The 24,356-nt window shown below is 42.7% G+C and carries 19 protein-coding genes and 1 riboswitch; of the genes, 17 read left to right on the forward strand and 2 right to left on the reverse strand.

The features are described 5' to 3' along the window. Window positions 1-113: 113 nt before the first annotated feature. From BM377_RS00700 to BM377_RS00725, 6 genes are all read left to right on the forward strand, one after another. A complete protein-coding gene (locus BM377_RS00700; protein ID WP_092242180.1) occupies window positions 114-872 on the forward strand; it encodes a Stp1/IreP family PP2C-type Ser/Thr phosphatase in 759 nt (252 codons plus the stop codon). Then, a complete protein-coding gene (gene pknB / locus BM377_RS00705; RefSeq protein ID WP_092242183.1) occupies window positions 869-2,914 on the forward strand; it encodes a Stk1 family PASTA domain-containing Ser/Thr kinase in 2,046 nt (681 codons plus the stop codon). Before BM377_RS00700 ends, pknB begins: the two co-directional genes overlap by 4 nt. A 5-nt stretch (window positions 2,915-2,919) precedes the next feature. After that, complete coding sequence (gene rsgA / locus BM377_RS00710) at window positions 2,920-3,837, forward strand: ribosome small subunit-dependent GTPase A (RefSeq protein WP_092242186.1); 918 nt, start codon at window positions 2,920-2,922, stop codon at window positions 3,835-3,837. Beyond that, window positions 3,834-4,409 carry a histidine phosphatase family protein gene (locus tag BM377_RS00715; protein WP_092242189.1) on the forward strand — a complete coding sequence of 192 codons (576 nt, stop codon included), beginning with the start codon at window positions 3,834-3,836 and terminating at the stop codon, window positions 4,407-4,409. The genes rsgA and BM377_RS00715 overlap by 4 nt, the downstream gene beginning before the upstream one ends. Before the next feature lie 189 nt (window positions 4,410-4,598). Next, window positions 4,599-5,498, forward strand: a complete 900-nt coding sequence (locus BM377_RS00720; RefSeq protein ID WP_092242192.1) for a polymorphic toxin type 44 domain-containing protein — start codon at window positions 4,599-4,601, stop codon at window positions 5,496-5,498. Then, on the forward strand, window positions 5,479-5,955 hold the full coding sequence (locus BM377_RS00725) for a hypothetical protein (protein WP_092242193.1): 477 nt from the start codon (window positions 5,479-5,481) through the stop codon (window positions 5,953-5,955). The genes BM377_RS00720 and BM377_RS00725 overlap by 20 nt, the downstream gene beginning before the upstream one ends. Window positions 5,956-6,062: 107 nt before the next feature. On the opposite strand, the gene BM377_RS00730 is transcribed toward BM377_RS00725, so the two are convergent. Next, window positions 6,063-7,439, reverse strand: coding sequence for a hypothetical protein (locus BM377_RS00730; protein WP_092242194.1), 1,377 nt, complete (start codon window positions 7,437-7,439; stop codon window positions 6,063-6,065). Between the two features lie 146 nt (window positions 7,440-7,585). Between BM377_RS00730 and BM377_RS00735 the strand changes: the two genes are divergently transcribed. After that, a complete protein-coding gene (locus BM377_RS00735; protein WP_092242196.1) occupies window positions 7,586-7,915 on the forward strand; it encodes a helix-turn-helix domain-containing protein in 330 nt (109 codons plus the stop codon). Window positions 7,916-7,992: 77 nt separating this feature from the next. Here the strand turns inward: BM377_RS00735 and BM377_RS00740 are convergent, their stop codons facing one another. Then, window positions 7,993-8,478: a methylglyoxal synthase gene (locus BM377_RS00740; RefSeq protein ID WP_092242199.1), complete on the reverse strand. Its 486-nt coding sequence runs from the start codon at window positions 8,476-8,478 to the stop codon at window positions 7,993-7,995. Window positions 8,479-8,591: 113 nt separating this feature from the next. Between BM377_RS00740 and BM377_RS00745 the strand changes: the two genes are divergently transcribed. The 10 genes from BM377_RS00745 (at window position 8,592) to BM377_RS00790 (ending at window position 24,341) form a co-directional block, all read left to right on the forward strand. Then, window positions 8,592-9,383 carry a hypothetical protein gene (locus BM377_RS00745; RefSeq protein ID WP_143104442.1) on the forward strand — a complete coding sequence of 264 codons (792 nt, stop codon included), beginning with the start codon at window positions 8,592-8,594 and terminating at the stop codon, window positions 9,381-9,383. Window positions 9,384-9,500: 117 nt separating this feature from the next. Continuing rightward, the gene (locus BM377_RS00750; RefSeq protein ID WP_092242205.1) at window positions 9,501-10,568 is read left to right on the forward strand and encodes an NAD(P)-dependent alcohol dehydrogenase; all 1,068 of its coding nucleotides are present in this window, start codon (window positions 9,501-9,503) and stop codon (window positions 10,566-10,568) included. Window positions 10,569-10,573: 5 nt separating this feature from the next. Further along, window positions 10,574-11,524 carry a CobW family GTP-binding protein gene (locus tag BM377_RS00755; RefSeq protein WP_092242213.1) on the forward strand — a complete coding sequence of 317 codons (951 nt, stop codon included), beginning with the start codon at window positions 10,574-10,576 and terminating at the stop codon, window positions 11,522-11,524. Between the two features lie 148 nt (window positions 11,525-11,672). Beyond that, the gene (locus BM377_RS00760) at window positions 11,673-13,196 is read left to right on the forward strand and encodes a flotillin family protein (protein WP_092242221.1); all 1,524 of its coding nucleotides are present in this window, start codon (window positions 11,673-11,675) and stop codon (window positions 13,194-13,196) included. Window positions 13,197-13,342: 146 nt separating this feature from the next. Next, window positions 13,343-15,109: an ABC transporter ATP-binding protein gene (locus BM377_RS00765; protein WP_092242224.1), complete on the forward strand. Its 1,767-nt coding sequence runs from the start codon at window positions 13,343-13,345 to the stop codon at window positions 15,107-15,109. Beyond that, window positions 15,109-16,845 (forward strand): ABC transporter ATP-binding protein, encoded by a 1,737-nt coding sequence (locus tag BM377_RS00770; RefSeq protein WP_092242228.1) that lies wholly within the window; start codon window positions 15,109-15,111, stop codon window positions 16,843-16,845. Before BM377_RS00765 ends, BM377_RS00770 begins: the two co-directional genes overlap by 1 nt. 133 nt (window positions 16,846-16,978) lie before the next feature. Then, complete coding sequence (locus BM377_RS00775) at window positions 16,979-19,453, forward strand: amidohydrolase family protein (RefSeq protein WP_092242231.1); 2,475 nt, start codon at window positions 16,979-16,981, stop codon at window positions 19,451-19,453. 24 nt (window positions 19,454-19,477) lie between these two features. Continuing rightward, complete coding sequence (locus tag BM377_RS00780) at window positions 19,478-20,638, forward strand: transglutaminase domain-containing protein (RefSeq protein WP_092242233.1); 1,161 nt, start codon at window positions 19,478-19,480, stop codon at window positions 20,636-20,638. A gap of 98 nt (window positions 20,639-20,736) precedes the next feature. After that, a riboswitch (cobalamin riboswitch) is annotated at window positions 20,737-20,931 on the forward strand. 668 nt (window positions 20,932-21,599) lie between these two features. Then, a complete protein-coding gene (locus BM377_RS00785; RefSeq protein WP_442857310.1) occupies window positions 21,600-22,739 on the forward strand; it encodes a sirohydrochlorin cobaltochelatase in 1,140 nt (379 codons plus the stop codon). 18 nt (window positions 22,740-22,757) lie between these two features. Beyond that, window positions 22,758-24,341 carry an ABC transporter substrate-binding protein gene (locus BM377_RS00790; RefSeq protein ID WP_092242235.1) on the forward strand — a complete coding sequence of 528 codons (1,584 nt, stop codon included), beginning with the start codon at window positions 22,758-22,760 and terminating at the stop codon, window positions 24,339-24,341. The last annotated feature ends 15 nt before the right edge of the window (window positions 24,342-24,356 follow it).

A 24,356-nucleotide genomic window follows, 5' to 3' on the forward strand; every position in this document is an offset into this window, starting at 1 on the left:
GGCAGGGATATTGATGGAGCCTGTGGACAGCTTCGCAGGAGACATTTGGAGGAGAAATAGTAGTACCTGCTTATTTTGTTGATGAAAAAAGTTGATCCCCGGGGAGGAAGATTTTGTTAAAGACTTTTTCCGTTACGGACATTGGAAAAAAGCGAAAACTGAATCAGGACTATGTCTTTTCATCCGATAGTAAGATCGGAAATCTTTCCAACGTGTTTATCGTAGCTGACGGTATGGGCGGTCACAACGCCGGAGACTATGCGTCGAGATACACGGTAGACACTATGGTTGAAGAAATCGAAAGGTCTTTTGAAAAGAGTCCTGTCAAGATATTGGAGAAAGCGATCAAGACTGCCAATAAGAAGCTCAGAGAGAAGGCAGCGGAGAACCCCAATCTTTTTGGTATGGGTACGACCGTTGTTGCTTGCACCGTGCTCGGCAGGTATCTGCAGGTTGCCAATGTCGGAGACAGCAGACTCTATGTCATCAATGATAAAATCACACAGATAACAAGAGATCATTCGCTGGTTGAGGAAATGGTCAGGATGGGCGGAATTGACAGGGAAACCGCAAGGACGCACCTAGACAAGAACATCATCACCAGGGCGATCGGTGCCACCAATACTGTTGACATCGACTTTTTTACCGTGGAGTTAAATCGCGGAGACATTGTACTTATGTGCTCTGACGGACTTACCAACATGCTTGACGATGAAGAGATACGCATGATCGTAAGCGGCCAGAGAGATATTATAGAAAAAGCCCAGAAGCTGGTTGTTGCAGCAAACAATAACGGCGGCAAAGACAATATAGCCGTTATTTTGATCGAACCGTTTGCTGAAGAACGCGTGCGCGATGGAGGACTTGAATGATTAAGATAGGAATGGTGATCGGCGATCGCTATGAGGTACTTGAGAAGATAGGTACCGGCGGAATGTCCGATGTGTATAAAGCCAAAGACCATAAATTAAATAGACTTGTTGCTGTTAAGGTTCTGAAGCAGGAGTTTTCGGAGAATGAAAACTTCGTATCCAAGTTTAGGGTAGAAGCTCAGTCTACCGCAGGCCTTATGCACCCCAATATCGTTAACGTGTACGATGTCGGCGATGAAGATGGTATCAACTACATTGTAATGGAACTTGTTGATGGCATCACTCTCAAAAAATACATTGAGAAAAAGGCTCGTCTTTCCGTTAAAGAGGCTGTCAGCATAGCAATCCAGGTTGCTATGGGACTTGAGGCTGCGCACAACAACAATATCATTCACAGAGATATCAAGCCGCAGAATATCATGATATCCAAGGACGGTAAGGTTAAGGTTACAGACTTCGGTATTGCAAAGGCTGCGACCAGCAACACCATCACATCCAATGTTATGGGATCCGTTCACTATACATCACCCGAGCAGGCAAGAGGCGGTTACAGCGATGCCAAGAGTGATATCTATTCACTTGGTATCACACTCTTTGAGATGCTCACGGGAAGAGTTCCGTTTAACGGAGATACTACGGTAGCTATTGCTATTAAGCATATTCAGGAGGATTTACCCACTCCTGCGGATTACAACGATGAGATTCCGATCAGCGTTGAGAAGATCGTTCTTAAGTGCTGCCAGAAGAGCCCTGACAGAAGATATCAGAGCGCAGCTGAGCTTATTACAGATCTTAAGAGATCGCTCATCACACCCGATAAGGATTTTGTTACGCTTACAGATCCCGACGAAGAGGGTGCTACAAGAGTCGACCACGAGGAGTCTCTTGCGGGACATGTCGACACCGGAAGTATGCGTTTGTCTGAAACTGAGCAGATGAGACTCAGAGAGACCTCCTACAAGAAGGATCGCCGTGACGACCGTTATGAAGATGATTACGAGCCCAGAAGAAAGAGACCTCAGAGAGATTACGATGATGAGCTCGATGACGATTATTATTATGAAAGAGACAGAGAAAGAAGAAGGAGTTCTTTTGACCCTCAGTCGGGTAAGATAGAGAAGATGACTATCGGAATGGCTATTTTCTCTGCATTTATCATCGGACTTATTGTTATCATGATTGTTGCAAGAGGAATGGGATTGTTCGGAGGCGATGAGGAAGCATCCGCAACTGCTTCATCCTCTGCATCGACAGAAGAAAACGGAGAAGAAAACAGCAGCGGAACTATGCAGGTTCCCGATGTTACCGGTAAGTCTTATGCGGAAGCTAAGCTTATACTTGTAGATGATAAGCATCTCAAGATTGAGAAAGAAGCCGATCCCGATAATAAGGCACCCAAGGATACAGTTGTATCAACCAAGCCCGAAGCAGGCAAAAAGGTTAAAAGCGGAGATACCATAACCGTTTATGTAAGTGACGGTTCCAACTATCAGGCGTCAGCAGAAGCGGAAGCTTCCACAAATGACGAAGGAAAGGTTGCGGTACCCAATGTTATAGGTATGGATTCTGAGGAAGCCGTGCTTACACTTATCGAAGCAGGACTTCAAGAAGGAAGAACTACCGACGTTAATAACAATGACCCTAATCTTACGGATAAGATCTGTGCACAGAGTGTTCCCGTGGGGCAGATGGTTGATAAGGGAACGGCGATCCACTTGGAGCACTCCATAGGACCTGCCAATGTAAAGTACAGCTTTAACGGTGAGATCAAGGCACCACCTGCAGGAAAAGGCTATGCTCCCGGCATTCCCGTTCATGTACAGCTTATTTCATCGGACGGAACTGTAATAATGGACACTCAGTATACGGATTTTCCCGTATCTATCAAATACACCGATATTGCTTCACCGACCGGAAGAATAGTATATAAATATACTGTGACAACTCCCGTGTCCACAAACCCTGATACAGGCGAGCAGACCGGCGGACAGACTACAGAAGTTGTCGACGAAGTAGCTGTGAATTTCACACAGGGGAACTGATCAATTTGAACAAAGGAAGAATCGTTAAAGGGATAGCCGGCTTTTACTACATAGAAACGGAAAATACCAAAATCTATGAATGTAAGGCCAAGGGCATCTTCAGAAAAGACAATATCAAACCGCTAGTCGGTGACGTTGTTGGTATCGACATCATTGATGAAGAAAAAAAGCTGGGTAATATTAATGAGATATTGCCCAGAAAAAACGTACTTATAAGACCGCCTGTAGCCAACGTTGACCAGGCGGTTATTTTGTTTGCTATAGTTAAGCCCAATCCCAATTACAATCTTTTGGACCGCTTTCTTATCATGATGAGGCAGCAGAACCTCCCCGTTATTATCTGCTTTAACAAGCAGGACATCGCATCGGAAGAGGAGCAGAAAGAGCTCTATGATGCGTATGAGAAATGTGGCTACAAAGTTCTTTTTATCAGCGTCAAAGAGGAAAAGGGACTTGATGAGTTAAAAGAGCTTTTGAAGGGCAAAACTACGACTCTCGCGGGTCCTAGCGGCGTCGGTAAGTCATCTCTTTTAAATAAGCTTGTTCCCGATGCGCAGATGCAAATAGGAGAGCTCAGCAGGAAGATCGAGCGAGGCAAGAATACGACAAGGCATTCGGAGCTCTTTTACGTAAAAGAATTATCGAAAGGCGGCGAGCACACATTTGTCATAGATACGCCCGGATTTACATCGCTTGGGATGTTTGATCTTACGACGGATAATCTTATGAATTATTATCCTGAGTTCGAGGAATATGAGCCTGAGTGCAGATTCGGAGGTTGCTCTCATATCGCAGAGCCCGATTGCGGGGTTAAAAGAGCGGTCGAAGAGGGCAAGATAGCCAAGGTTCGATACGACAACTATAAAGTACTGTACGAGGAACTTAAAAACATGAAACCCGATTATGGAAAGAAGAACAGATGAAGATATACGTTACAAGACACGGCCAGACCGATTACAACAGAGACAGACTTATGCAGGGAAGAAGCGATATTCCGCTTAATGAGACCGGAACGGCGCAGGCGCAGGCAACAAAAGAAAAGATAGGAGACATTAAGTTTGATGCTGTATACGCAAGTCCTCTTATCAGAGCGATTCAGACGGCTTCTATCATAAGCGGATATGCGCAGGAAGATATAATAAAAGACGAGAGGATTATTGAGGCCGACTTTGGTAAGTACGAGAAAGCCAATTATATGAAGCTTCCACTTCCGATGAATCTTTATTGGATGTTTCCCGAGATATTCCCTGCGCCCAAGACTGTTGAGAGCATTAAGAGCATGGTTAAAAGAACTTCCGAGTTCCTTTCTGAGCTTGAAAAAAAGGATTACGAGAACGTACTTGTAGTTTGCCACGGCGGGATCATACGTCCTATAAGGGGCTACCTTGAAAATGCCAAAAGAGGCTTCATTTGGAGACCACGCCCTGAGAACTGCGAAGTGTTTGTATATGAGTCAAAAGACGGCAAACATAGTCTTGTAGATGATATTAAGTAAGAGTTTCTTTTAGAACATGTTCTTCCGAAGGTGTGATATGGAGATTGAAAAATCTGTAAAATTGTTAATATCTACGATGGAGAGCTTATCTACGGATAGGCTCTTTTTATTGCTCCTTTACTTGTGAATGTGTTATTATAATTACAATTTATTAAGAACGCTTTTATAAATGGAAAGTGGAGTAAGAAAATGACTTATTGGAACCAAAATGTTACAGTGTTCGGAATTCCACAGCCATCTATACCAACGCCGCCAATGCCTAAAATCCCATATCCAAGTGTGGCAAATCCAAATGCGTTTGTAAAGCCGGTAGGTAATACTTACTGCGGTTGTGAAAATGGCAGCCTGTCTATATCTCGTGAAGATTATTATGCAGGCGCATTCTTAAATTTACCTGAGAGCGAAATATACAATATAGATAAACTAAAGGAACGTTTAAAATTAGCACGGGAGCATTATAAAGCTGAGAGAGAAAAGAATAAGGATGGAGAACTTCTTGCTGAGTTACAGCTACATAATACTCCGGATGCAAATTTACCTGACTATACTGAGGAGATAGATAAGTGGCTTAAAGAACAAGAAAAATATTTTGATGATATAAAAAAATCTAATGAATCTAGATTTTTGTATCCTGCAGCATGTTCTATTGATTTTACGTCTAAATTTATTGAGAAAGTGCAAACGGGTGGAGATATGGATATAAAGCAAAAAGGAGTGTGGAAAAATGAATTTCCTGAAGTACCATACCCTGAAGGGGATAATAAGTACTTTCTATATCACGGACAGGTTATGGACCCGGGTACACTAGGTAATGTAACCTATTCTTATATTGGCGCTAAATATTATCCTGAATTTGCATTATATGCGGGTGGTGCGGCGGTTCAAGTAAAAAGATACGATAAAATGGATTTGCCTTTCATGCCAACTCTTCCTTATATGGGGGATATGTCAGAAGACCATGAAGCAATTGAACTTGGAATAGAGTGGCGAAAGGAGGGATTCCCAAGTGAAGAACAAGTTGAAAATCGACTCAAATCTGAAGAAAAGCTTCGAAAAATCGGCGAAAATAGTGATATTAATAGGGGTTAGCTTATTTATAGTCATTTTATTTGCGTTGTATCTAAATAAACAAGCTCATTATATAAAGTTGGCTGATTTAAAACAGTATACCATCGACAATCGGGAATACTTAACAGAGGTATCTGAGCAACTGTTAGAGTGGCAGGAAGATAAGGTGGAAATATATAGAAATAGAACAGAATTACCGACGAGTAGTAATATAGATAAACTTTATTCTGATATAAAGATTCATCATATTTTTGTTGAACATAATAGTCTGGACAGTGAAGATAATGTTTATATAACACTAAAAGAAAGGAAAGGGAACTTTTTCTGTGGTATATATTATTCACCATCAGGAAAACTATTAGAATATGGTACACCACAAGAGGGTGATAGGTGTGAAAATACAGGTAACCGACATATTTATCGCTCAGAAAAAATCTGTGATAATTGGTACTACTACGAAGATGACACATGGAACTAACTATAAAGGCTCTGCAGAAATGCAGGGTCTTTTTTCGCGAGAATTACATCTTATATTATAGAACTAAACAAATCCCATCTTCCAATAGAAAAGAAGATGGGATTATTTTATTCATAGTTAAGTATAGAGCCAAGAAGCAAGAGATGATAGTTTTTGCATAATTCAATTGTTTTTGCTATATCTTCATACTTGGATTTTTGTATAGTTTCCATGAGTATTATAGCGTCTGATGAGATTGCTTTATCAAGAGAATCTGAATCATCCATAATACTATGGCATGTTATTGTTTGGATTCCTTTGTCCTTAAGAGCGTCACTTATTTTTGCTTTATTATTTTCAACCGTTTCGTCAGAATAGGATGACACTATACATATATTTTTGGCGGAGTGTACATTTACTACTGCATTGATGCTGCTTGCAATTAAGTTCTTATCAAAATGATTATTACGGATTGAACCGAGCACAGGGATATTGAATGCGTATTTTATGTCATCTTCAACTTTAATTGTCTGTGACATAATATATTTAAGACTTAGAATTACTACAGCAATAAATACGGCAGCCATGCATCCCATAATCCCATATTTTAATATAGTCTTTATTTCTATATGATTTTCTTCCGGGGGCTCGATACCATAGTCTATATCTGATTCTTCCAATTGTTCTTTAAAATAATTCTTTTGATCGCCGGTCAGATTGGATGTCACGGAAATCATTGAATTATTCAGATCTTTTAGCTGATTGGTGACAGAATCCTGACATGATATTATATAGCTTGATTTTTCACAGCTTGTATACAAACTCGATTTTACTATCTCATGAGGAATGCTTTCCTTGATGATGTTTTCTTTTTGCTCGATTATCTGCATTAAGCTCTGCAATAAATTATCACTGTCCTCTTTGGTTCGACCGTAAGTAGTGACATTCATTATGCTGTATCCGCTTTTGGTGATTGAATATAATTCGCTAATATACTTATCATCAATCTCTTTTCCGATAGCCTCTCTGATCAAAGCTATAGAATCAGTTTTTTTGAGTTCGGATGAATATAAGGAAATAATGTTGTCAGCGATATTCTTCTCTATCGAATTATTTATGTTTGTAATGGAATTTGATTCTACGGTTATAGAGTTTAAATTATCGTAACCGCTTATCAGATAGGTGCAAGTGCTTATGTGAGTATTGTACCCGTCTATCTTTATCAGCGGTGAATTGTTTTTGTAGTCAAGAACTTCATTATATCGGCTGAAAAGAGATTTATAATTTACTACCGCTGAGTTGACCTCATAGATTTCTTTATCGGTTAAAAGAGGTTTGGATGATTCTTCTTTGACATCCTCGGGAGCGGTTGCTTTTACGATTCCGAATACACTTCCAAGAATACAGCCAATGACAATAGCAGCGATCATTATTCGATAGTGCTTTATCAGATGAAAGAAAAGATCTTTTAAATCTATCTCGATGATATTTCTGTAGTTATTCATATAAATCCCCCTCGTTCATATAGCAAGTAAAGTGATATCATGACAAGAATATCATTTGCAAAACGATATTGCAACAAAGATATAATATAAGAAGCGATATATTATCCCGATTTAAAAGATACAATACTTTTATTAAAGGGGGATTTATGGCTGAGAACACTAATGAGAGCGTTTTTGCTAAAGAGTTTGCAATGCGCTTGTCTAAACTTAGAGAACAAAAAGGCATTTCTGCAAGAGATATGAGCCTTTCATTGGGACAGAACGCCGGATATATAAATGGTATAGAGAATTGTAAATCACTGCCTTCCATGTCTGCTTTTTTCTATATATGCGAGTATTTGGGCGTCACTCCGGGTGAATTTTTTGATTATTGTAATAACAATCCGGCTAAAATGAATTCTGTCATACAATATTTATTGAATCTGGATGAATCCAAGTTTGAACATGTATATGCAATAATAGAAGATTTGCAGTGATAACAAAAGAAGAAACAAAAAAGAGCTCTGAAGTTGAGGTTTATTTCAACATCAGAGCTTTGATTTTATAATAAAGTTCAATTTGACATATCAGTCGGAAGAGTCTCAGCTCTTTTGGCGATATTCTGCTTGAAGTTGATCACATCGTGATCGTACTCTTCATCCATAAGTGTTGAGTTTATGAGGAAGTCTGCCGTCGCTTTGTTATTGGCAAAAGGAATATCATAAACCTGTGCTATTCTCATAAGAGCCTTAACATCGGGATCGTGGGGTGCCGCTGTCAAAGGATCCGAGAAGAAAACAACGAAGTCGATCTTTCCTTCCACTATCTTGGCACCGATCTGCTGGTCGCCTCCGAGAGGACCTGAATTGTAACCTCTTACCGGAAGGTCGGTTGCGTCTGTTATCATGCGAGCTGTTGTTCCCGTTCCGCACAGAAAATGTTTTTTAAGTGTATGAGCATTGGCTTTGCACCACTGAATGAGCTCTCCCTTTTTGCCGTCATGGGCGATGAGAGCGATGGTCTTTTGCCTTGGTATTGTAAGTGTTATAGTCTCTGACATATTATTTCCTCCTGTGTCCAAAATACAACAATATAGCCGCTGTGTAAAGGGTTTATATGCTTTAATAGTAGGACGATTTTGACCTTTTTTATATGACGGAATATAATTACGCTATGGCTAGACGAAGAATGAAGAAAAAAACAAAAAGCAGAATAAGTTTATATTTTAAGACACTGGCAATCTTTCTTGCTATCTCTTTTGCTCTTATAGGTTGCGGACTGGTATTTACCAATGCACTTGATGAAAACGATAAGGAAAAAGCATCCAGGCTTGTTTCAAAGTTTTCTTCCAAGGTTGAGAAACTCATATCATCCGATGACGAGGAGACTGACGAAAATAATGAGCCTGAGGGAGAAGCAGTCGTGGAACCTGACGCGGAAGAAAGCGCAGCTTCCGAAAATGCGGATAATGCAGGAACAGAACCCGGAAAGACACAGGCGCGGAGCGATTCGGGAAGTGCTGCCTCTTCTTTTGGTGCGGGAATATTAAATAGTACTTCCGACATCAATCTCCACAGCGTTGACGGCGGAAGCAAGAATTACGCTTTTTCTTACAACGGATCGGAATTCTCGGCAATCTATACCACAGATAACTGGAAGATTATTGATTCATATCTGATAGATAATACAGCAGATATCACTATTATCTGCGAGGCACTTATCGCAGAACATCCTATTCACGGAAGCGATATGCAGTCATACAGAACTGCGGAGGATATGGCCTACGAGTGGGAACAGCATAACCTCGCATACACTTTCCTTCCCGAAGGAAACAGATGGAAAGGAAAGACCAAAGACGTTGACCTCAATCCTGCCGATCAAGGACTTTCATTTGATGAGATCTATGAGAGGCAGACCGGTAAAAAGCTCTCTATAGAGGAACTCTTAAAACATCTGTCAAATTAATGAATAAAAAAATACGAAATTATCGTTAAACTAATGACAAACATTATCATCTTCCTTTATAATGAATATATCTAGCTTGGGGTATTTATGGACTTAATAATGTAAAGGAGGGAAATAATGAAAGGTTTTGCTATGCTTAAGATCGGGGAGGTCGGCTGGATAGAGAAGGACCGCCCGGCATGTGGACCCATGGACGCAATCTGTCGTCCGCTCGCTATCGCTATCTGTACATCGGATGTGCACACTGTTTGGGAAGGTGCTGTTGGCGATCGCCACAACATGATTCTCGGACATGAGGGTTGTGCTGAGGTTGTTGAAGTCGGTGCTATGGTAAAAGACTTCAAACCCGGCGACAAGGTTCTTGTTCCCGCTATCACACCTGATTGGAATTCACTTGAAGCACAGGCAGGTTATTCTATGCACTCAGGCGGAATGCTTGCCGGATGGAAGTTCTCCAATTTCAAGGATGGTCTCGATTCTGAATTTTTCCACGTTAATGATGCAGACGGTAACCTTGCACACATGCCTGAAGGAATGTCACTTGAAGATGCATGTATGTTGTCTGATATGGTTCCCACAGGTTTCCACGGCGTAGAGCTTGCCGACGTTCAGTTCGGTGATACGGTTCTCGTTATCGGAATAGGACCTGTAGGACTTATGAGTGTTGCCGGCGCGAGACTTCGCGGCGCTTCACGTATAATTGCTGTCGGAACACGTCCTAAATGTGTTGATGCAGCTAAGTTCTATGGTGCTGATGAATTCATCAGCTACAAGAACGGAACTATTGAAGAGCAGGTTCTTAAAATGACAAACGGAGTCGGCGTTGACAGAGTTATCGTTGCAGGTGGCGGTGTTCAGACCTTTGAGTCTGCGGTTAAGTCACTTAAGGCAGGCGGTAAGATCGGTAACGTCAACTATCTCGGAAGCGGTGATTATATCACGATTCCTCGTGTTGAATGGGGCGTTGGAATGGGTCACAAGCAGCTTGCAGGCGGACTTATGCCCGGCGGAAGACTTCGTATGGAGAAACTCGGAGCACTTATTTCATCAGGTAAGCTTGATGTAAGTAAGCTTTCCACTCATGTATTCCATGGTTGGGAGCATATTCCCGAAGCACTGCAGCTTATGAAAGATAAGCCCGCAGATCTCATTAAACCTGTAGTTATTCTCGATAATCAGCCGTAAGCGTAATGAAGATACTTATTATATCCGGATTTCTCGGAGCAGGAAAAACAACTTTTATAAAAGAACTGATACATAAAACAGACATTCATCCAGTGATCATGGAAAATGAATACGGAGACAATAACATAGATTCAAAAGAACTGCAGCAAGAAAACTCCCAAGGTGAAAGCCTGCAGATCCTTGAATTTATGGAAGGCTGCGTATGCTGTACCATGAAAGACAGTTTTGTCAATTCGGTATTGTCTGTCTATGCATCTCTTTCACCGGAATATCTGGTAATAGAACCTACGGGAGTAGGAAAGCTTGGAAGCATCCTTGATAATCTAAAACCGATCCTTCACGGTGATATTTCGCTCCTTAAGCCTGTAACGGTTCTGTCTCCTTCAAACTTTGAAGACAACATGAGGCAGTGGCCGGAGCTATATAAGAATCAGATAGAAGCGGCACAGATAATTGCTTTTTCAAAATGCGAGCACGAATCATTAGGTGTCATAAAAGCAGTTTCGGATAAGATACATGCGATAAATCCAAATGCAGAGCTTTTACCCGGGCATTACAAAAACATGGATGCCGATTGGTGGAAAGAGCTCATGGAAGCGGGAGCTTCAGAGACAAAGAGCAATACCGTAGATACCAAAAACCCAAGCAGCTCTTTTTCTCAGGTAACATTTGACGGTGTCGGATTTCACAGTCCGACCGAGCTTGTCATGTTGCTGGAAGATTGCCTTCACGGAGAGTTTGGAAATATTGCAAGAGCCAAAGGAACACTTTGGGCCGGAGGTGAACTTATTCGTTTTGATCTTGCAGACAGAATGTATGAAGTTGGTGCTTCTCCGGTTGAGGATTGTCAGTGCGTCTTTATAGGTGAGAATCTGGATAAAAACAGACTTAAAAAGCGCTTTGCGTTTTCTGAGAAAAGCCACAGAGATAGAGTGAGACTTAGAAAAACTGTATAAAGAATAAGAGAATTAAAGCCTCTGTTTATTTTTCAAGAAAAGAAAAATAAACAGGGGCTTTTTGCAAAGGTCACTATGTATCCCGCATGTAGCCTACAATACAATGTATTCATACAAAACAACATGTTTCAATTAAAGGAGGAACAGTATGAATACCATTAGTATTATTATTATCGCAGCAATTATTGCCGTGCTTCTTATCGTAGTTGCGGCAGGATATGTGAAGGCGCCTCCGGACAAAGCATTTATCATTTCAGGTATGCGGAGGGCGCCAAGAATCTTGATAGGTCGTGCAGGCGTCAAGATCCCGTTTTTTGAAAGAGTCGATAAATTGTATCTTGGACAGATGACTGTTGATATCAAGACAGAGCAGTCGGTTCCTACAAATGACTTCATCAATGTAAATGTTGATGCGGTTGCAAAGGTAAGGATCGGTACAAGCCAGGAAGCTATACAGCTTGCAGCTAAGAACTTCCTTAACAAGGCACCCGAGCAGATCACAAATGACCTTAAGGATTCATTACAAGGTAACATGCGTGAGATCATCGGTACACTTGCTCTTAAGACCATCAACACCGACAGAGACAGCTTCTCAGATCAGGTTATGGAGAAGGCTTCAAGAGATATGAACAAGCTCGGTATCGAGATCCTCTCTTGTAATATCCAGAACGTTACTGATGAGAACGGTCTTATAAATGACCTTGGTATGGACAACACAGCTAAGATCAAGAAAGATGCCGCTATTGCTAAGGCACAGGCAGACAGAGACGTAGCGATCGCTCAGGCTGAGGCTGACAAAGCAGCCAACGATGCAAGAGTTATTGCACAGACAGAGATTGCCGAAAAGAACAACGCACTTGCCATCAAGCAGGCTGAACTTAAAAAGCAGGCCGATACCGCAAGCGCTGTAGCAGACGCAGCTTATTCAATTCAGGAGCAGGAACAGCAAAAGACCATTCAGGCCGCAACTGTTAATGCCCAGATTGCAAGAGCGGAGCGCGAAGCAGAACTTAAGCAGAAAGAAGTTATTGTAAAGCAGCAGGAACTTGCAGCTGAGGTTGAGAAAAAAGCCGATGCCGAGAAGTACCAGGCTGAGAAAAAAGCTGAGGCTGAACTTATTCAGCGTCAGAAGAAAGCTGAAGCTGCCAAGTACGAGCAGGAGCGTGAAGCCGATGCTAAAAGAGCTCAGGCTGAGGCTCAGAAGTATGCTGCAGAGCAGGAAGCTTCAGGTATCAAAGCCAAGTACGATGCTGAGGCAGCAGGTATCGCAGCCAAAGGTAAAGCGGAAGCCGAAGCCATCAAGGCAAAAGGTATCGCCGAAGCCGAAGCAATGGAGAAAAAGGCAGAAGCCTACAAGAAGTACAACGGTGCTGCCATGGCTGAGATGATGATCAAGATCATGCCTCAGATGGCTGCAGAGATTGCAAAGCCTCTTTCTCAGATCGACAAGATCAATATCTACGGAACAGGCGACGGAACAAACGGCGCAACTCAGATTTCAGGAAATATGCCTATTGTTATGAAGCAGGTATTTGATACCATGTCGGAAGCAACAGGTGTTGATTTCACCGAGATCATGAAGGCCGGCACATATGATGCCAAGGTTAATAAGAACATTAATCTTAACGGCGCAGGCGTAGATATCAAGGTTGATAAGAACGAGTCAAAGTAAACTAAAAAAGCTTTGACAGATATAGGTGGACGGTGTACACTGACTTTGTTTCAGTGAACATCGTTCACTTTTTTTTTGACACCAATGTTAGCAATCGCTAACTGATAATTATTATCATTATCCACATCAATAAGGAGGAGACTTATATGGGAGGTCAAACCAAAGAAAAGAATATATTGCATTATATATTCAAGTTCGCCGGCATATATAAAAGTAAGTATATTGCCAGCATGATCGTAGCCTTTATCGGCGTTATTTTTGCACTTGCGCCCTACATACTTATGGGACAGGTGGTAAGGAATCTTGTAAATGGAAATAAAGAGATTTCATTCTATATCAAGATGGCAATCTTCATCTCGGTTTGTTGGGTGCTGAGACTTCTTTTCCATACAATATCTACCAACATTTCACACAAAACTACATTTAAGCTTATAGGAAACGTAAGAAAGGCGCTCTGCGACAAGCTTTCGAGACTTCCCTTAGGAACTGTTCTGGATACTCCTTCGGGAGCGATGAAGAACATCATAGTTGAAAGAGTTGATTCCACAGAGACAACTCTTGCTCACCTTGTTCCCGAATTCACGGCTAATATCAGTGCGCCTATTATCATGTTCATTTTCATAATAAGACTTGATTGGAGAATGGCGCTTTGGTCACTTGCAACACTCCCCATAGCTTTTGCTGCCATGGCTTATATGTTCAAGGACTATGAGACACCGTTTAAGAGAACTCAGGATTCAACCAAGGCGCTCAATGACACAGCCGTTGAGTACATCGGAGGAATTGAAGTCATAAAGGCGTTCGGAAAAGCAGAGAGCTCATACGAGAGATTTGTTTCCGCGGCCAATGAGAATGCGGCAAGCTTCGTTGATTGGATGAGATCCTGCATAGTTCCTCATGCTTTTGCTACCGCAATAGGGCCCGCTACACTTCTTGCGGTTCTTCCCGTCGGAGCTCTTTATGCATTAAACGGAAGTCTTGATTTCGTGGATTTCATCAACATCCTTATTCTCGCTGCAGGCCTTGCTTCACCTCTTGTTGTTGCAATGGGTTACAGTGACGATATAGGAAAAGCTACGGCTATCTTCGGAGATATAGATAAAGTCCTTGAGGAAAAAGAGCTTGAAAGACCCGAAAAGAGTAAGGCATATCCTGCAGATAACGGCATAGAGCTCAAAGATGTGAAATTCGGATACAAGGATGAAGAAGTTCTTCACGGAATAAACCTTGATATCAAGCCCGGTACGATAACAGCCTTGGTAGGCCCTTCGGGAAGCGGTAAATCAACCGTTGCAAGACTTATAGCATCTCTTTGGGATGCTGATGAGGGAAGCATCAAGATCGGCGGAGTCGACATCAAGGATATGTCACTTTGCGATTACAACAATATGGTCGCATATGTATCTCAGGACAATTTCCTTTTTGATACTACCGTAAGAGAGAATATCAGAATGGGCAATCCGAGCGCTACCAACGCTCAGGTTGAGCAGATAGCAAAAGACAGCGGCTGCTATGACTTTATCATGGGACTTGAAAAAGGATTCGATACCGTAGTCGGAGGATCGGGTGCGCATCTTAGCGGCGGCGAGAGACAAAGAATTGCCATTGCGAGAGCAATGATGAAAGATGCCAAGATAGTGATCCTCGATGAAGCAACTGCCTATACCGACCCCGAGAACGAGGCGGTTATTCAGGCTTCCGTAGCGAAACTTGTCAAAGGCAAGACACTTATCGTTATCGCACACAGACTTTCAACTATTATTGATTCCGACAATATCGTTGTGATCAACGACGGAAATATTGAAGAAATGGGAACTCACAAAGAGCTTCTTGATAAGAAGGGACTTTATTCCAAGATGTGGGAAGCTCATATTTCCGCCAAGGACAGTGATGCGGAAGGAGGTGTCGCATAATGATAGCAACGCTCAAAAGATTTTTTGCTTTTTGTTCCGAAAAAAACAGAAAGAGATTTTATATAGCACTTGTGCTCAGTATAGTCGCAGCACTTTGCGGAGCGATGAAATTCCCCGCAATGGGATATATCCTCATGAATTTCATTAACGGGACTATAGATAAAAAGACAATACTCATCGGCTTTTTGATCATGACTGTTCCGCTTGCTTTGGAAGCAACTTTAAAAGGCTTTTCAACAATGCTTCAGTGCAGAGGCGGCTATGGTGAATGTGCAGATAAAAGAATTCATATTGCCGAGCATCTAAGATTTATTCCTATGGGATATTTCAATGAGAACAGTCTCGGACAGATAACTTCCGTAACCACCAACACGATGGAAGCACTTGGAGACGTTGCGACAAGAGTTGTTATGGTCACGACGCAGGGAATTCTTGGAACAAGCGTCATCATGCTTCTTATCTTTATTTTTGATTATCGTATCGGACTTATCAGCTTGGCCGGAATAATAATCTATGCTTTCATCAACTATGCAATGAGAAAGCACGGCGAAAAGATCTCCGCAAGAAAGATAGTTGCTGACTCGACACTTGTTGCCAATATAATCGAATACATTCAGGGAATTCCCGAAGTTAAGGCATATAACCTTATCGGAAACGCTCGCAAGAAACTCAACAACAGTATTGATGAGGCCGCTAACGTATGCACTGATCTTGAGATCTCAGCCAATACTTTTGTTCCGTATGAAAGAGGTGTACTTAAGATAACGGGAGTAGCGATCACACTTGCTTCCTGCATTTTCTACATAAACGGAAGTATGGATCTTGTAACCGCGATAATCATGATGATTATGTCCTTCCAGGTATTTGAGGGGCTTGAGGCGACGGGAAGCTTTTCCGCCCTCCTTAGAATTGTAGACATGTCCGTTGCAAGAGAAAATGAGATTCTTGCAATTAAGCCTATGGATATTGAAGGAGATGATATTGCAGCGGATAACAGTGACATCGATGTAAACGATATTGACTTTGCTTATGATGAAAAGAAGATCATCGATGATATTGCGCTTTCTATTCCTTCGGGAACAAGCGCTGCATTTGTCGGTCCTTCCGGCGGCGGAAAAACAACTCTTTGTCATCTCATCGCAAGATTCTGGGATGTAGATAAGGGAAGGGTTGACCTCGACGGAAAAGATGTAAGGAAATATTCGATGAACTCACTTATGAGCAACTACAGCTTTGTATTCCAGAATGTATTCCTTTTCCATGATACGATCGCCAATAATATTCGTTTTGGAAATCCCGATGCTCCTTTGGAGGAAGTGATCAAAGCGGCCAAGAAAGCCTGCTGCCACGACTTTATCATGGCTCTCCCCGAAGGGTATGATACCGTTATCGGAGAGAACGGAGCTTCTTTATCGGGCGGTGAGCGCCAGCGTATCTCTATTGCAAGAGCCATCATGAAGGATGCGCCGATCATTATTCTCGATGAGGCGACCGCCAACGTCGATCCCGAGAATGAAAAAGAGCTTATGACCGCGATCAAAGAGCTCACCAAGGAAAAGACAATTCTTATGATCGCACACAGACTTAAGACGGTTAAGAATGCAGATCAGATTTTTGTCGTTGACCACGGAAAGATAGTTCAGAGAGGAAAACACAGCGAACTTGCTGCAGAGGATGGTATTTACAAGAGATTTATAGACTCGCGTCGTCAAGCGGTAGGTTGGAAGATTTCATAATACATTATGCGAAAAATCCCCGTAGAGAGTGGCAACTCTGCGGGGATTTTCACATGAGCAGAGCATATATTTTTTGTAGTATAATATTAAAAATACTTAGTCTGATTGATTCGCGTGAAGAGGGAGAGCCTATATGACGTATTTCACATGCTTTTTTCTTGATAATGAAAAAGATATTATCGTAAGCCTTTATAAGGACTTGGATAAGCTCTTTTACATATTGTCAACGCCCAATCATCACTCGGGAAACCTTATAAGGAATCTTGCGAGAACCTTTAAGCTGCCGCTTTCAGAGGACGCCAACGGAATGCTTGTGATAAAGGGCGAGGTTCCCTGCTATATCGACGGAAGTAACGAAGAGAGCTATATCTTTTCCCTGGGAGATACGGAAGTGGCAAGAATATATCCCGACGGAAGTGTAAATGTTGTTGCAACGATGCCCGCCATCGCCAAGACTTTGATGAGTCAGTCCAAAGAATACAGCCTTGAAAAAGATAAGATCATATTCAAGACTTTCATAAATAAAGAGCTCAAATTCCGCTCCGATCTGCACACACATATGAACGGCAATCTGCCTGCGGATGTGCTTATTGCGCTCGGAATCTATCATCAGATACGTTATCCCTTATACTATGTCAAAAAACTCGATCTGAAGCTCACCGACGAGCAGTGGGAAAGAGTTAACGCCCAGAGAGAAAAGGTTGCAAGACAGTTCGTTTATTCGGATCTTAAGGGCAAGTACCTCGACAGAAAGATCAACGACAGGACCTTCATAAATTTCGCGGATCTTATCCTTAATAACTTGGACAATGCGGAGCTCAACATCGTTAAGATAAGAGGCTCACTTTCTGTGATCAAAGACGGACAGGCTGTTTTTACCAACCTTGAGAAGGTCTATCTCTACAGATATGTTTTTACAAAGGGAGAAGAGAGCGAGGATAAGATAGACATCGGCGATGTTTCGCAGATTCCCGATGAAGATGTGAAAAAGACATTGCGCCGGATGCTTCGTGATAAGGAAAATCCCGATTACTGCAATAATACAATCTTCCAAGATAAGCTCCTTTGGATAGCGCGCAATTATAAAAGATATGGCATAAAGTACGCCGAGATCAGTGATACGACGCTTGTTAAGAAGTATGAGTCGCTTGAGATGCTAAGGCAGGTTCATGATGTTATGCCCAAGATCTACAAAGAGACGGGTGTGATGATCCGTTTCCTTGCCGCAATGCGAAGGATTCCTCTTACAATCATAAAAGACGCCGTGACACCGGCCGATTATCTTGCGCAGAACCTCGAAGTGCTTAAGGCGACTGCACTTGATCCGTACGTTGCCGGCTGCGACTTTGTCGGAGAAGAGATCAACGACATCATCACTTTAAAGCCCGCGTTTAAAGAGATAGTTAAGATAGCTGCGAAAGATCCGTCTTTTGTAATAAGAGTTCACGCGGGTGAGAACGACAGCCAGAAGGATAATATCGCACACAGTATCTCTTGCGTAAAAGATTCTTTGGCGCCCGGACAGAAGATGCCGTACATGCGCCTCGGACACGGACTTTATACTTACAGCCCAAGATCCGCCAAGGGAAAAGCCGTGCTTAAGCAGCTAAAAGAAAACGGTGTGGTACTTGAGTTCCAGCTTACAAGCAATGTCAGATTAAATAATCTTAATTCACTTGATAAACATCCGATAAGAGCGTATCTTAAACAAGGCATAAAATGCGTTCAGGGAACGGATGGAGCAGCGCTTTACGGGACGAACTCAATAGATGAAGAGCTTTCCTTGCAAAAGCTTTTGGACCTTTCCGAAGAAGATATGCTTCTTATGAAGAGGTCGGAGGAAGAAGTTATAGAAAGAAGTGAGAAGGCTTTTTTTGAAAAGTCGGATAGATACAATGCGCTTCTTGACGGACGTGATATGGAGGAAGTTCTTCTTGAAAAAATGAAGGCCGTCAAGATAGGCAAGAAGCTTGCCAAGACCGGAGGTCTTGATGCATATACTGAGTTAAAAGAGCATGTGAGCGAGATAACATGGGATTGCACTCCCGTTGTTCTTCTTGGTGGAAGTTTTAATACGGAGAAGAGAGCTACAAGAGTTACACCCGAAGGAAAGGCACAACTTGACGCTCTGATCAAACACTTTTCACCCGAGGAGATATGCTTTGTGATAGGTCATAAGCTTTCGGGATATGAGAAATATCTGGTTGATCACAACAAAAAAGGTTTTAAGATATACGCCGTTGTTCCCGCCGTTATTTCCAAGGCAGAGAGAGATAAGCTGATCGCAGCGGGCGTCAGCATACGTGTTTCGCCGGAAGCTCAGGGCATGGGAATCTACAAGAGCTTTAACTACGAGATATTTGAGAGAAGACCGTCCATGGTCGTTGCTTTTGACGGAAACAGTGCGGCAGCCAATCTCATTCAGGAAGCCAAGAACGGCAAAGGAAAGGCACAGATACTTGTCTGGGGCAGATCCAAAACGCTTCATCAAAAGGCGTTGTCTTTAAAGGGATACGTCAATCTGTTTGATGAGATAGTTCCCATCGGCTCATATCTCAAGGATTGGGATATATTTTTGGATGCGCGAAGGAATATGCCAAAAGAATAAAAGAAGTTTTAAGGAATTAGGGAAATGAAAAAGAAAATAGTTGGTATTGTATTGTTGTGCGCAGTGGTGCTTTCGGCCTGCAGTTCTACAAGCCGCATTGATGAATCTTATGAAGGCGGCCAAAATGCAGACAGCATCAATGCGATGGTTGAGCAGCTTGATGCTCAGAGCGGTCTTGAGCCGGTTTCAGAGTCTTCCGAAACGGATGAGAATGTTTTATCCGATGGTCCTGTTTCAGGTGATGAGCTTGAACTTGATGAGTCTCAGGCTGAGAATTACAGTGACGGGGAGGGACATTATCTTTTTAACCCTCATGTCTTTGTGGCAAGCTTGTATCCGACCTATCCCATGGATTATTGGGAGTCCTTTTATAAGCTTGTTGATGCGTTGAGATCCGGAGAAGATACATTTGAATGTTCAAGTGAAGGGGCATTTAAATGGTGCACGGATATGGGTGTTCTGGGAAATCTTTTCCCTGTTGCGACCGAGTTTATCAAAAGGGGTACATATCAGGACGGAAAAGGAACTATATCCTATTCGATATCTGTCGATGAATTCCTTGAAAAAGAAAAGGCGTTTGAGCAGGACATAGAAGGAATCTTAAGAGACTGTGTCAAAACAGATTATACGGATTTTGAAAAATGTCTGGCTATATATGATTATGTGGCGCATCATTTTGAATATAATGACGATATGAACGGCGACTTTGCGGAAGGTGAAGGAGACGGACTTTTCGGAACATATAATTGTTTTAAAAACAGATCCGGAATCTGTTCGGGGCTTGCTCCTGCATATGCATATCTTTTGATGCAGTGTAATATTGATGCATTTACTGTCGGAGCTGATAATAAAGCTCATGCGTGGGTATATTTAAGGTTGGACGGTGAGGGATATTTTTCTGATGTGACATGGGCAATTCCTTATGCTTCAGAGGGAAATTTAGTGTTGGATTACTTCCTGATGAACACTAAGGAGCGAAACAGCAGCGGATTTGATGTTCCGAGAGACCTTAATTCAATTCTTATTCGCGGTATATATGACGGTGATTTCGATTATTCTTCGCTCACCGCAGACAGTGATAAATACAACTTCTTCAAATATACCTGCCTAGAAAACTTTGATCCTGAGCAGAATGTCGTTAAATATACAAACGGTCACGGTGAGACGGTGGAGTATAAGTATTGATATGAGGCCGACATCTTTTTCTTTTTTGCAAAAGTTGTGCTATTATATGTTTTGAAAATTACATAAAGCGGAAGGTGTCTGCAGTTCTTGGAACCTGATTCGGTTTTTGGAGAAAAGGTAACATAAAAGAGCTGTGGATGAAAAGGGAAGCAGGTGTAAGTCCTGCACGAACTCGTCACCGTGATTTGAAAGTGTTGCACGGAAGATCCGAAAATGAAGGCGCTTAGCGCCGCGGATTTTACGCAGAGAACACTTCGATAAGCCGGGAGACCTGCCTGTCGCTGTACATGGGATATCCAAGCCACGAGGAACTGGTTGTACGAAGATAGCACTGCTGTAGAACGCGGCAGATGTGCGTTTTGTGCGCATTTTTATATCTTTGAGATTATGGGCTCGTGCTTAGGCACGGGCCCTGAGTTTTTTATTCCTCAAGGCTTTTTGGAAATCACATAATATATGGAGGATCATTATGAAAAAGAAAACACTTGCATTAGTTCTTGCAACAATGATGTGCTCATCAATGATCGCAGGATGTGCAAAGACTCAGGGCGAGCAGCCTGCGGCGGAGTCTAATGTAGAGGCATCTGCAGAAGCACCGGCAGAGACTACCGAAGCTGCAACAGAGGCTACAAGCGCAGAGGCAGCAGAAGACGGAAAACTCGCTGACGGAACATACACAGCTTCTTTTAGCACAGACAGCTCAATGTTCCATATCAACGAAGCTTATGACGGAAAGGGCACACTCACTGTAAAGAACGGCGAGATGACTATCCACATCACACTTCCTTCCAAGAACATCGTAAATTTGTTCCCCGGAACAGCAGAGGATGCTCAGAAGGATGGCGCTGTTTTACTTGAGCCTACAACAGATACAGTAACTTATGACGACGGAACAACAGAAGAAGTATTCGGCTTTGATGTTCCCGTTCCCGCTATTGATGAGGAGTTTGACTTGGCACTTATCGGAACAAAAGAAAAATGGTATGACCACAAGGTTGTTGTTTCAGACGTAAAGGCACCTGCTTCAGAGGAAGATCAGGCTGCGGCAGATAACGTTGCAGAGCTTATCGATGCAATCTATGTTCAGGAGTGGACAGAGGATACAGATAAGCAGTGTGAGGAAGCCAAGAAAGCTTGGGATGCCCTTACGGATACACAGAAAGAACTCGTTGAAGGAGAGGAAGCAGATCCCGATTACTTCGGAAGAGATACAGGCGATGCTTCCAAGGACGATGCTCTTAACACCGACAACATCGGCGATAAGGAGATCCTTGTAGTGAGCTTCGGTACTTCTTTTAACGACAGCAGAGCTCAGGATATCGGCGGTATCGAGAAGGCCCTTGCGGCAGCTTATCCCGACTGGGCGGTAAGAAGAGCGTTCACAGCTCAGATCATCATCAACCACATCAACGCAAGAGAAGATGTTGAGATCGATAACGTTGAGCAGGCTCTTGAGAGAGCAGTTAATAACGGTGTAAAAGAGCTTGTTATTCAGCCCACACACCTTATGCACGGCGCAGAGTATGATGAGCTCATGGATGCACTTAAGAAATACGAGAAGAAGTTTGATAAGGTAGCTGTTGCTGAGCCCCTTCTCGGTGAAGTAGGTAAGGATGCATCAGTTATCAATGCAGATAAAGAGGCAGTTGCCAAGGCAGTAGTTGCAGAGGCAATTAAGGATGCAGGTTTTGACAGTGTTGACGCTGCAGACAAGGACAAGACAGCAATCGTTCTTATGGGTCACGGCACATCACACACCGCAAACGTAACATATAGCCAGATGCAGACACAGATGGAGAAGCTTGGTTACAAGAACGTATTCATCGGAACTGTTGAGGGTGAGCCTGAAGAGACAGAGCTTTCGGTTGTTATAGACAAGGTTAAGGATGCAGGCTATACCAAGGTTGTTCTTCGTCCTCTTATGGTTGTTGCGGGCGATCATGCCAACAACGACATGGCAGGCGATGACGATGATTCTTGGAAGAGCGGCTTTGAGGCATCAGGCGCATTCGAGAAGGTTGACTGCCAGATCAGCGGTCTCGGAAGAATCGCAGATGTACAGAAACTCTATGTTGAGCACACAGGTGCAGCTATCAAGTAAAGACACAATAAGGATAATATGGATAGACATAAAAACACTTTGTTAAAAAGCATAAAGAGCATTTTGTTTTTTCTGTTTATCACCATAAGTTTAATCGGATGCGGCAGTATTTCAGATGGGGAATATGCCGCATCTGTTACTCTTACGGGAGGGAGCGGAAGAGCAAGCATCGACAGCCCTTGCACGGTTACCGTAAAAGACGGAAAGGCTACTGCGGAAATTTTCTGGAGCAGCCCAAATTATGATTACATGATCGTTGACGGAACAAGGTATGAGCCCGTTAACGAGGACGGGAATTCCGAATTTATAATTCCCGTTAAGCTTGATAAGAAGATGAAAGTTCAGGCGGACACCGTTGCGATGAGCACGCCCCACCTGATCGACTACGAACTCTTTTTCTCGGTAAAAGATGCAAAGTCCGGCGGCAAAGCAGGTAATCCCGAAGAATTCGGTGAAGAACCGGGCGACGCCGATGATGAAAGCGCAGACAGCGCAGATATTGCGAACAAGGCGCTGGTTAATAAAGCTCCCGATATCGAAGGGCTTGAATATTTAAGTACAGACCAAAACGCGTACGCGGATTGCTACGCTATACATAGATATAAAGACGATTACGCTGTTATCAGCGTTTATGACGGCAGAAATTACCTCCTGGTACCTGAGGGAAAAGAACTGACTAAGGACACTTTAAAAGCGGTAAAAAAGGGCCTTGGAGGCGACAGAAGCATTACCGTGATAAAAAAGTCGGTGGACAAGATATACCTGGCTGCATCAAGTGCGATGTGCCAATTTGATTCCATAGATTCGGTCGATAAAATTGCACTTTCCGGAATAGAAAGAGATAATTGGTATATAGATGCCGCAAAGAAGAGCATGGACGACGGAAAGCTTGAATACGGCGGCAAATACAGCGCCCCCGATTACGAGAAGATAGTTAATAATGACATTGATCTTGCAATAGAATCCACGATGATCCTTCATACACCCAAGGTCATGGAGAAGCTTGAAAAGCTTGGAATTCCTGTGTTTGTGGATAGATCGAGCTATGAGAGCGATCCGCTTGGAAGATGCGAATGGATCAGGGTTTACGGACTTATCTGCGATAAGGAAGATGAGGGCAAAAGAGCTTACGACGAGCAGGTAGAGCTTGCTAAGGCCTTTGAAAGCTCGGATGTTTCCGGCAAAAAGATAGCTTTTTTCTCCATTAATTCCAAGCACCTCGTGTATACGAGAAGCGGCGATGACTATTTTTCCAAGATGGTTGAAAAGGCGGGCGGAGAGTATCTTGCCCCTAAGGATGTGGATTCCAAGGGACACTCGTCATATCTTTCCGTCAGCATGGAAGCATTTTACGACTATGCCAAGGACGCGGACATTCTCATCTACAATTCAACGATTGAGGATTGTCCCGACAGCCTTTCGGATCTAAAGGCCGAGGATGCGATATTCGCCGATTTCAAGGCGGTAAAAAGCGGCGATGTCTGGTACACGGATAAATCGCTGTATCAGTTTACGGACAGAACAGGGAATATAATCAAGGATCTAAATGATATTGTTGCGAAAGCTTCGGAAGATACTGAGTTTTTCCATAAGCTTAAATAAATCAATAATAAGACA

Source organism: Butyrivibrio sp. INlla21 (assembly GCF_900116875.1).
Taxonomy (GTDB): domain Bacteria; phylum Bacillota; class Clostridia; order Lachnospirales; family Lachnospiraceae; genus Butyrivibrio.

Excerpts from the sequence above, each read along its gene's own strand:
- BM377_RS00760 (WP_092242221.1), top strand. The coding sequence starts at position 11,673 with ATGAATACCATTAGTATTATTATTATCGCAGCAATTATTGCCGTGCTT.
- BM377_RS00775 (WP_092242231.1), top strand. The coding sequence starts at position 16,979 with ATGACGTATTTCACATGCTTTTTTCTTGATAATGAAAAAGATATTATC.
- BM377_RS00735 (WP_092242196.1), top strand. The coding sequence starts at position 7,586 with ATGGCTGAGAACACTAATGAGAGCGTTTTTGCTAAAGAGTTTGCAATG.
- BM377_RS00790 (WP_092242235.1), top strand. The coding sequence starts at position 22,758 with ATGGATAGACATAAAAACACTTTGTTAAAAAGCATAAAGAGCATTTTG.
- BM377_RS00765 (WP_092242224.1), top strand. The coding sequence starts at position 13,343 with ATGGGAGGTCAAACCAAAGAAAAGAATATATTGCATTATATATTCAAG.
- pknB (WP_092242183.1), top strand. The coding sequence starts at position 869 with ATGATTAAGATAGGAATGGTGATCGGCGATCGCTATGAGGTACTTGAG.
- BM377_RS00730 (WP_092242194.1), bottom strand. The coding sequence starts at position 7,439 with ATGAATAACTACAGAAATATCATCGAGATAGATTTAAAAGATCTTTTC.
- BM377_RS00770 (WP_092242228.1), top strand. The coding sequence starts at position 15,109 with ATGATAGCAACGCTCAAAAGATTTTTTGCTTTTTGTTCCGAAAAAAAC.
- BM377_RS00750 (WP_092242205.1), top strand. The coding sequence starts at position 9,501 with ATGAAAGGTTTTGCTATGCTTAAGATCGGGGAGGTCGGCTGGATAGAG.
- BM377_RS00720 (WP_092242192.1), top strand. The coding sequence starts at position 4,599 with ATGACTTATTGGAACCAAAATGTTACAGTGTTCGGAATTCCACAGCCA.
- BM377_RS00740 (WP_092242199.1), bottom strand. The coding sequence starts at position 8,478 with ATGTCAGAGACTATAACACTTACAATACCAAGGCAAAAGACCATCGCT.
- BM377_RS00755 (WP_092242213.1), top strand. The coding sequence starts at position 10,574 with ATGAAGATACTTATTATATCCGGATTTCTCGGAGCAGGAAAAACAACT.
- BM377_RS00715 (WP_092242189.1), top strand. The coding sequence starts at position 3,834 with ATGAAGATATACGTTACAAGACACGGCCAGACCGATTACAACAGAGAC.
- BM377_RS00745 (WP_143104442.1), top strand. The coding sequence starts at position 8,592 with ATGGCTAGACGAAGAATGAAGAAAAAAACAAAAAGCAGAATAAGTTTA.
- BM377_RS00780 (WP_092242233.1), top strand. The coding sequence starts at position 19,478 with ATGAAAAAGAAAATAGTTGGTATTGTATTGTTGTGCGCAGTGGTGCTT.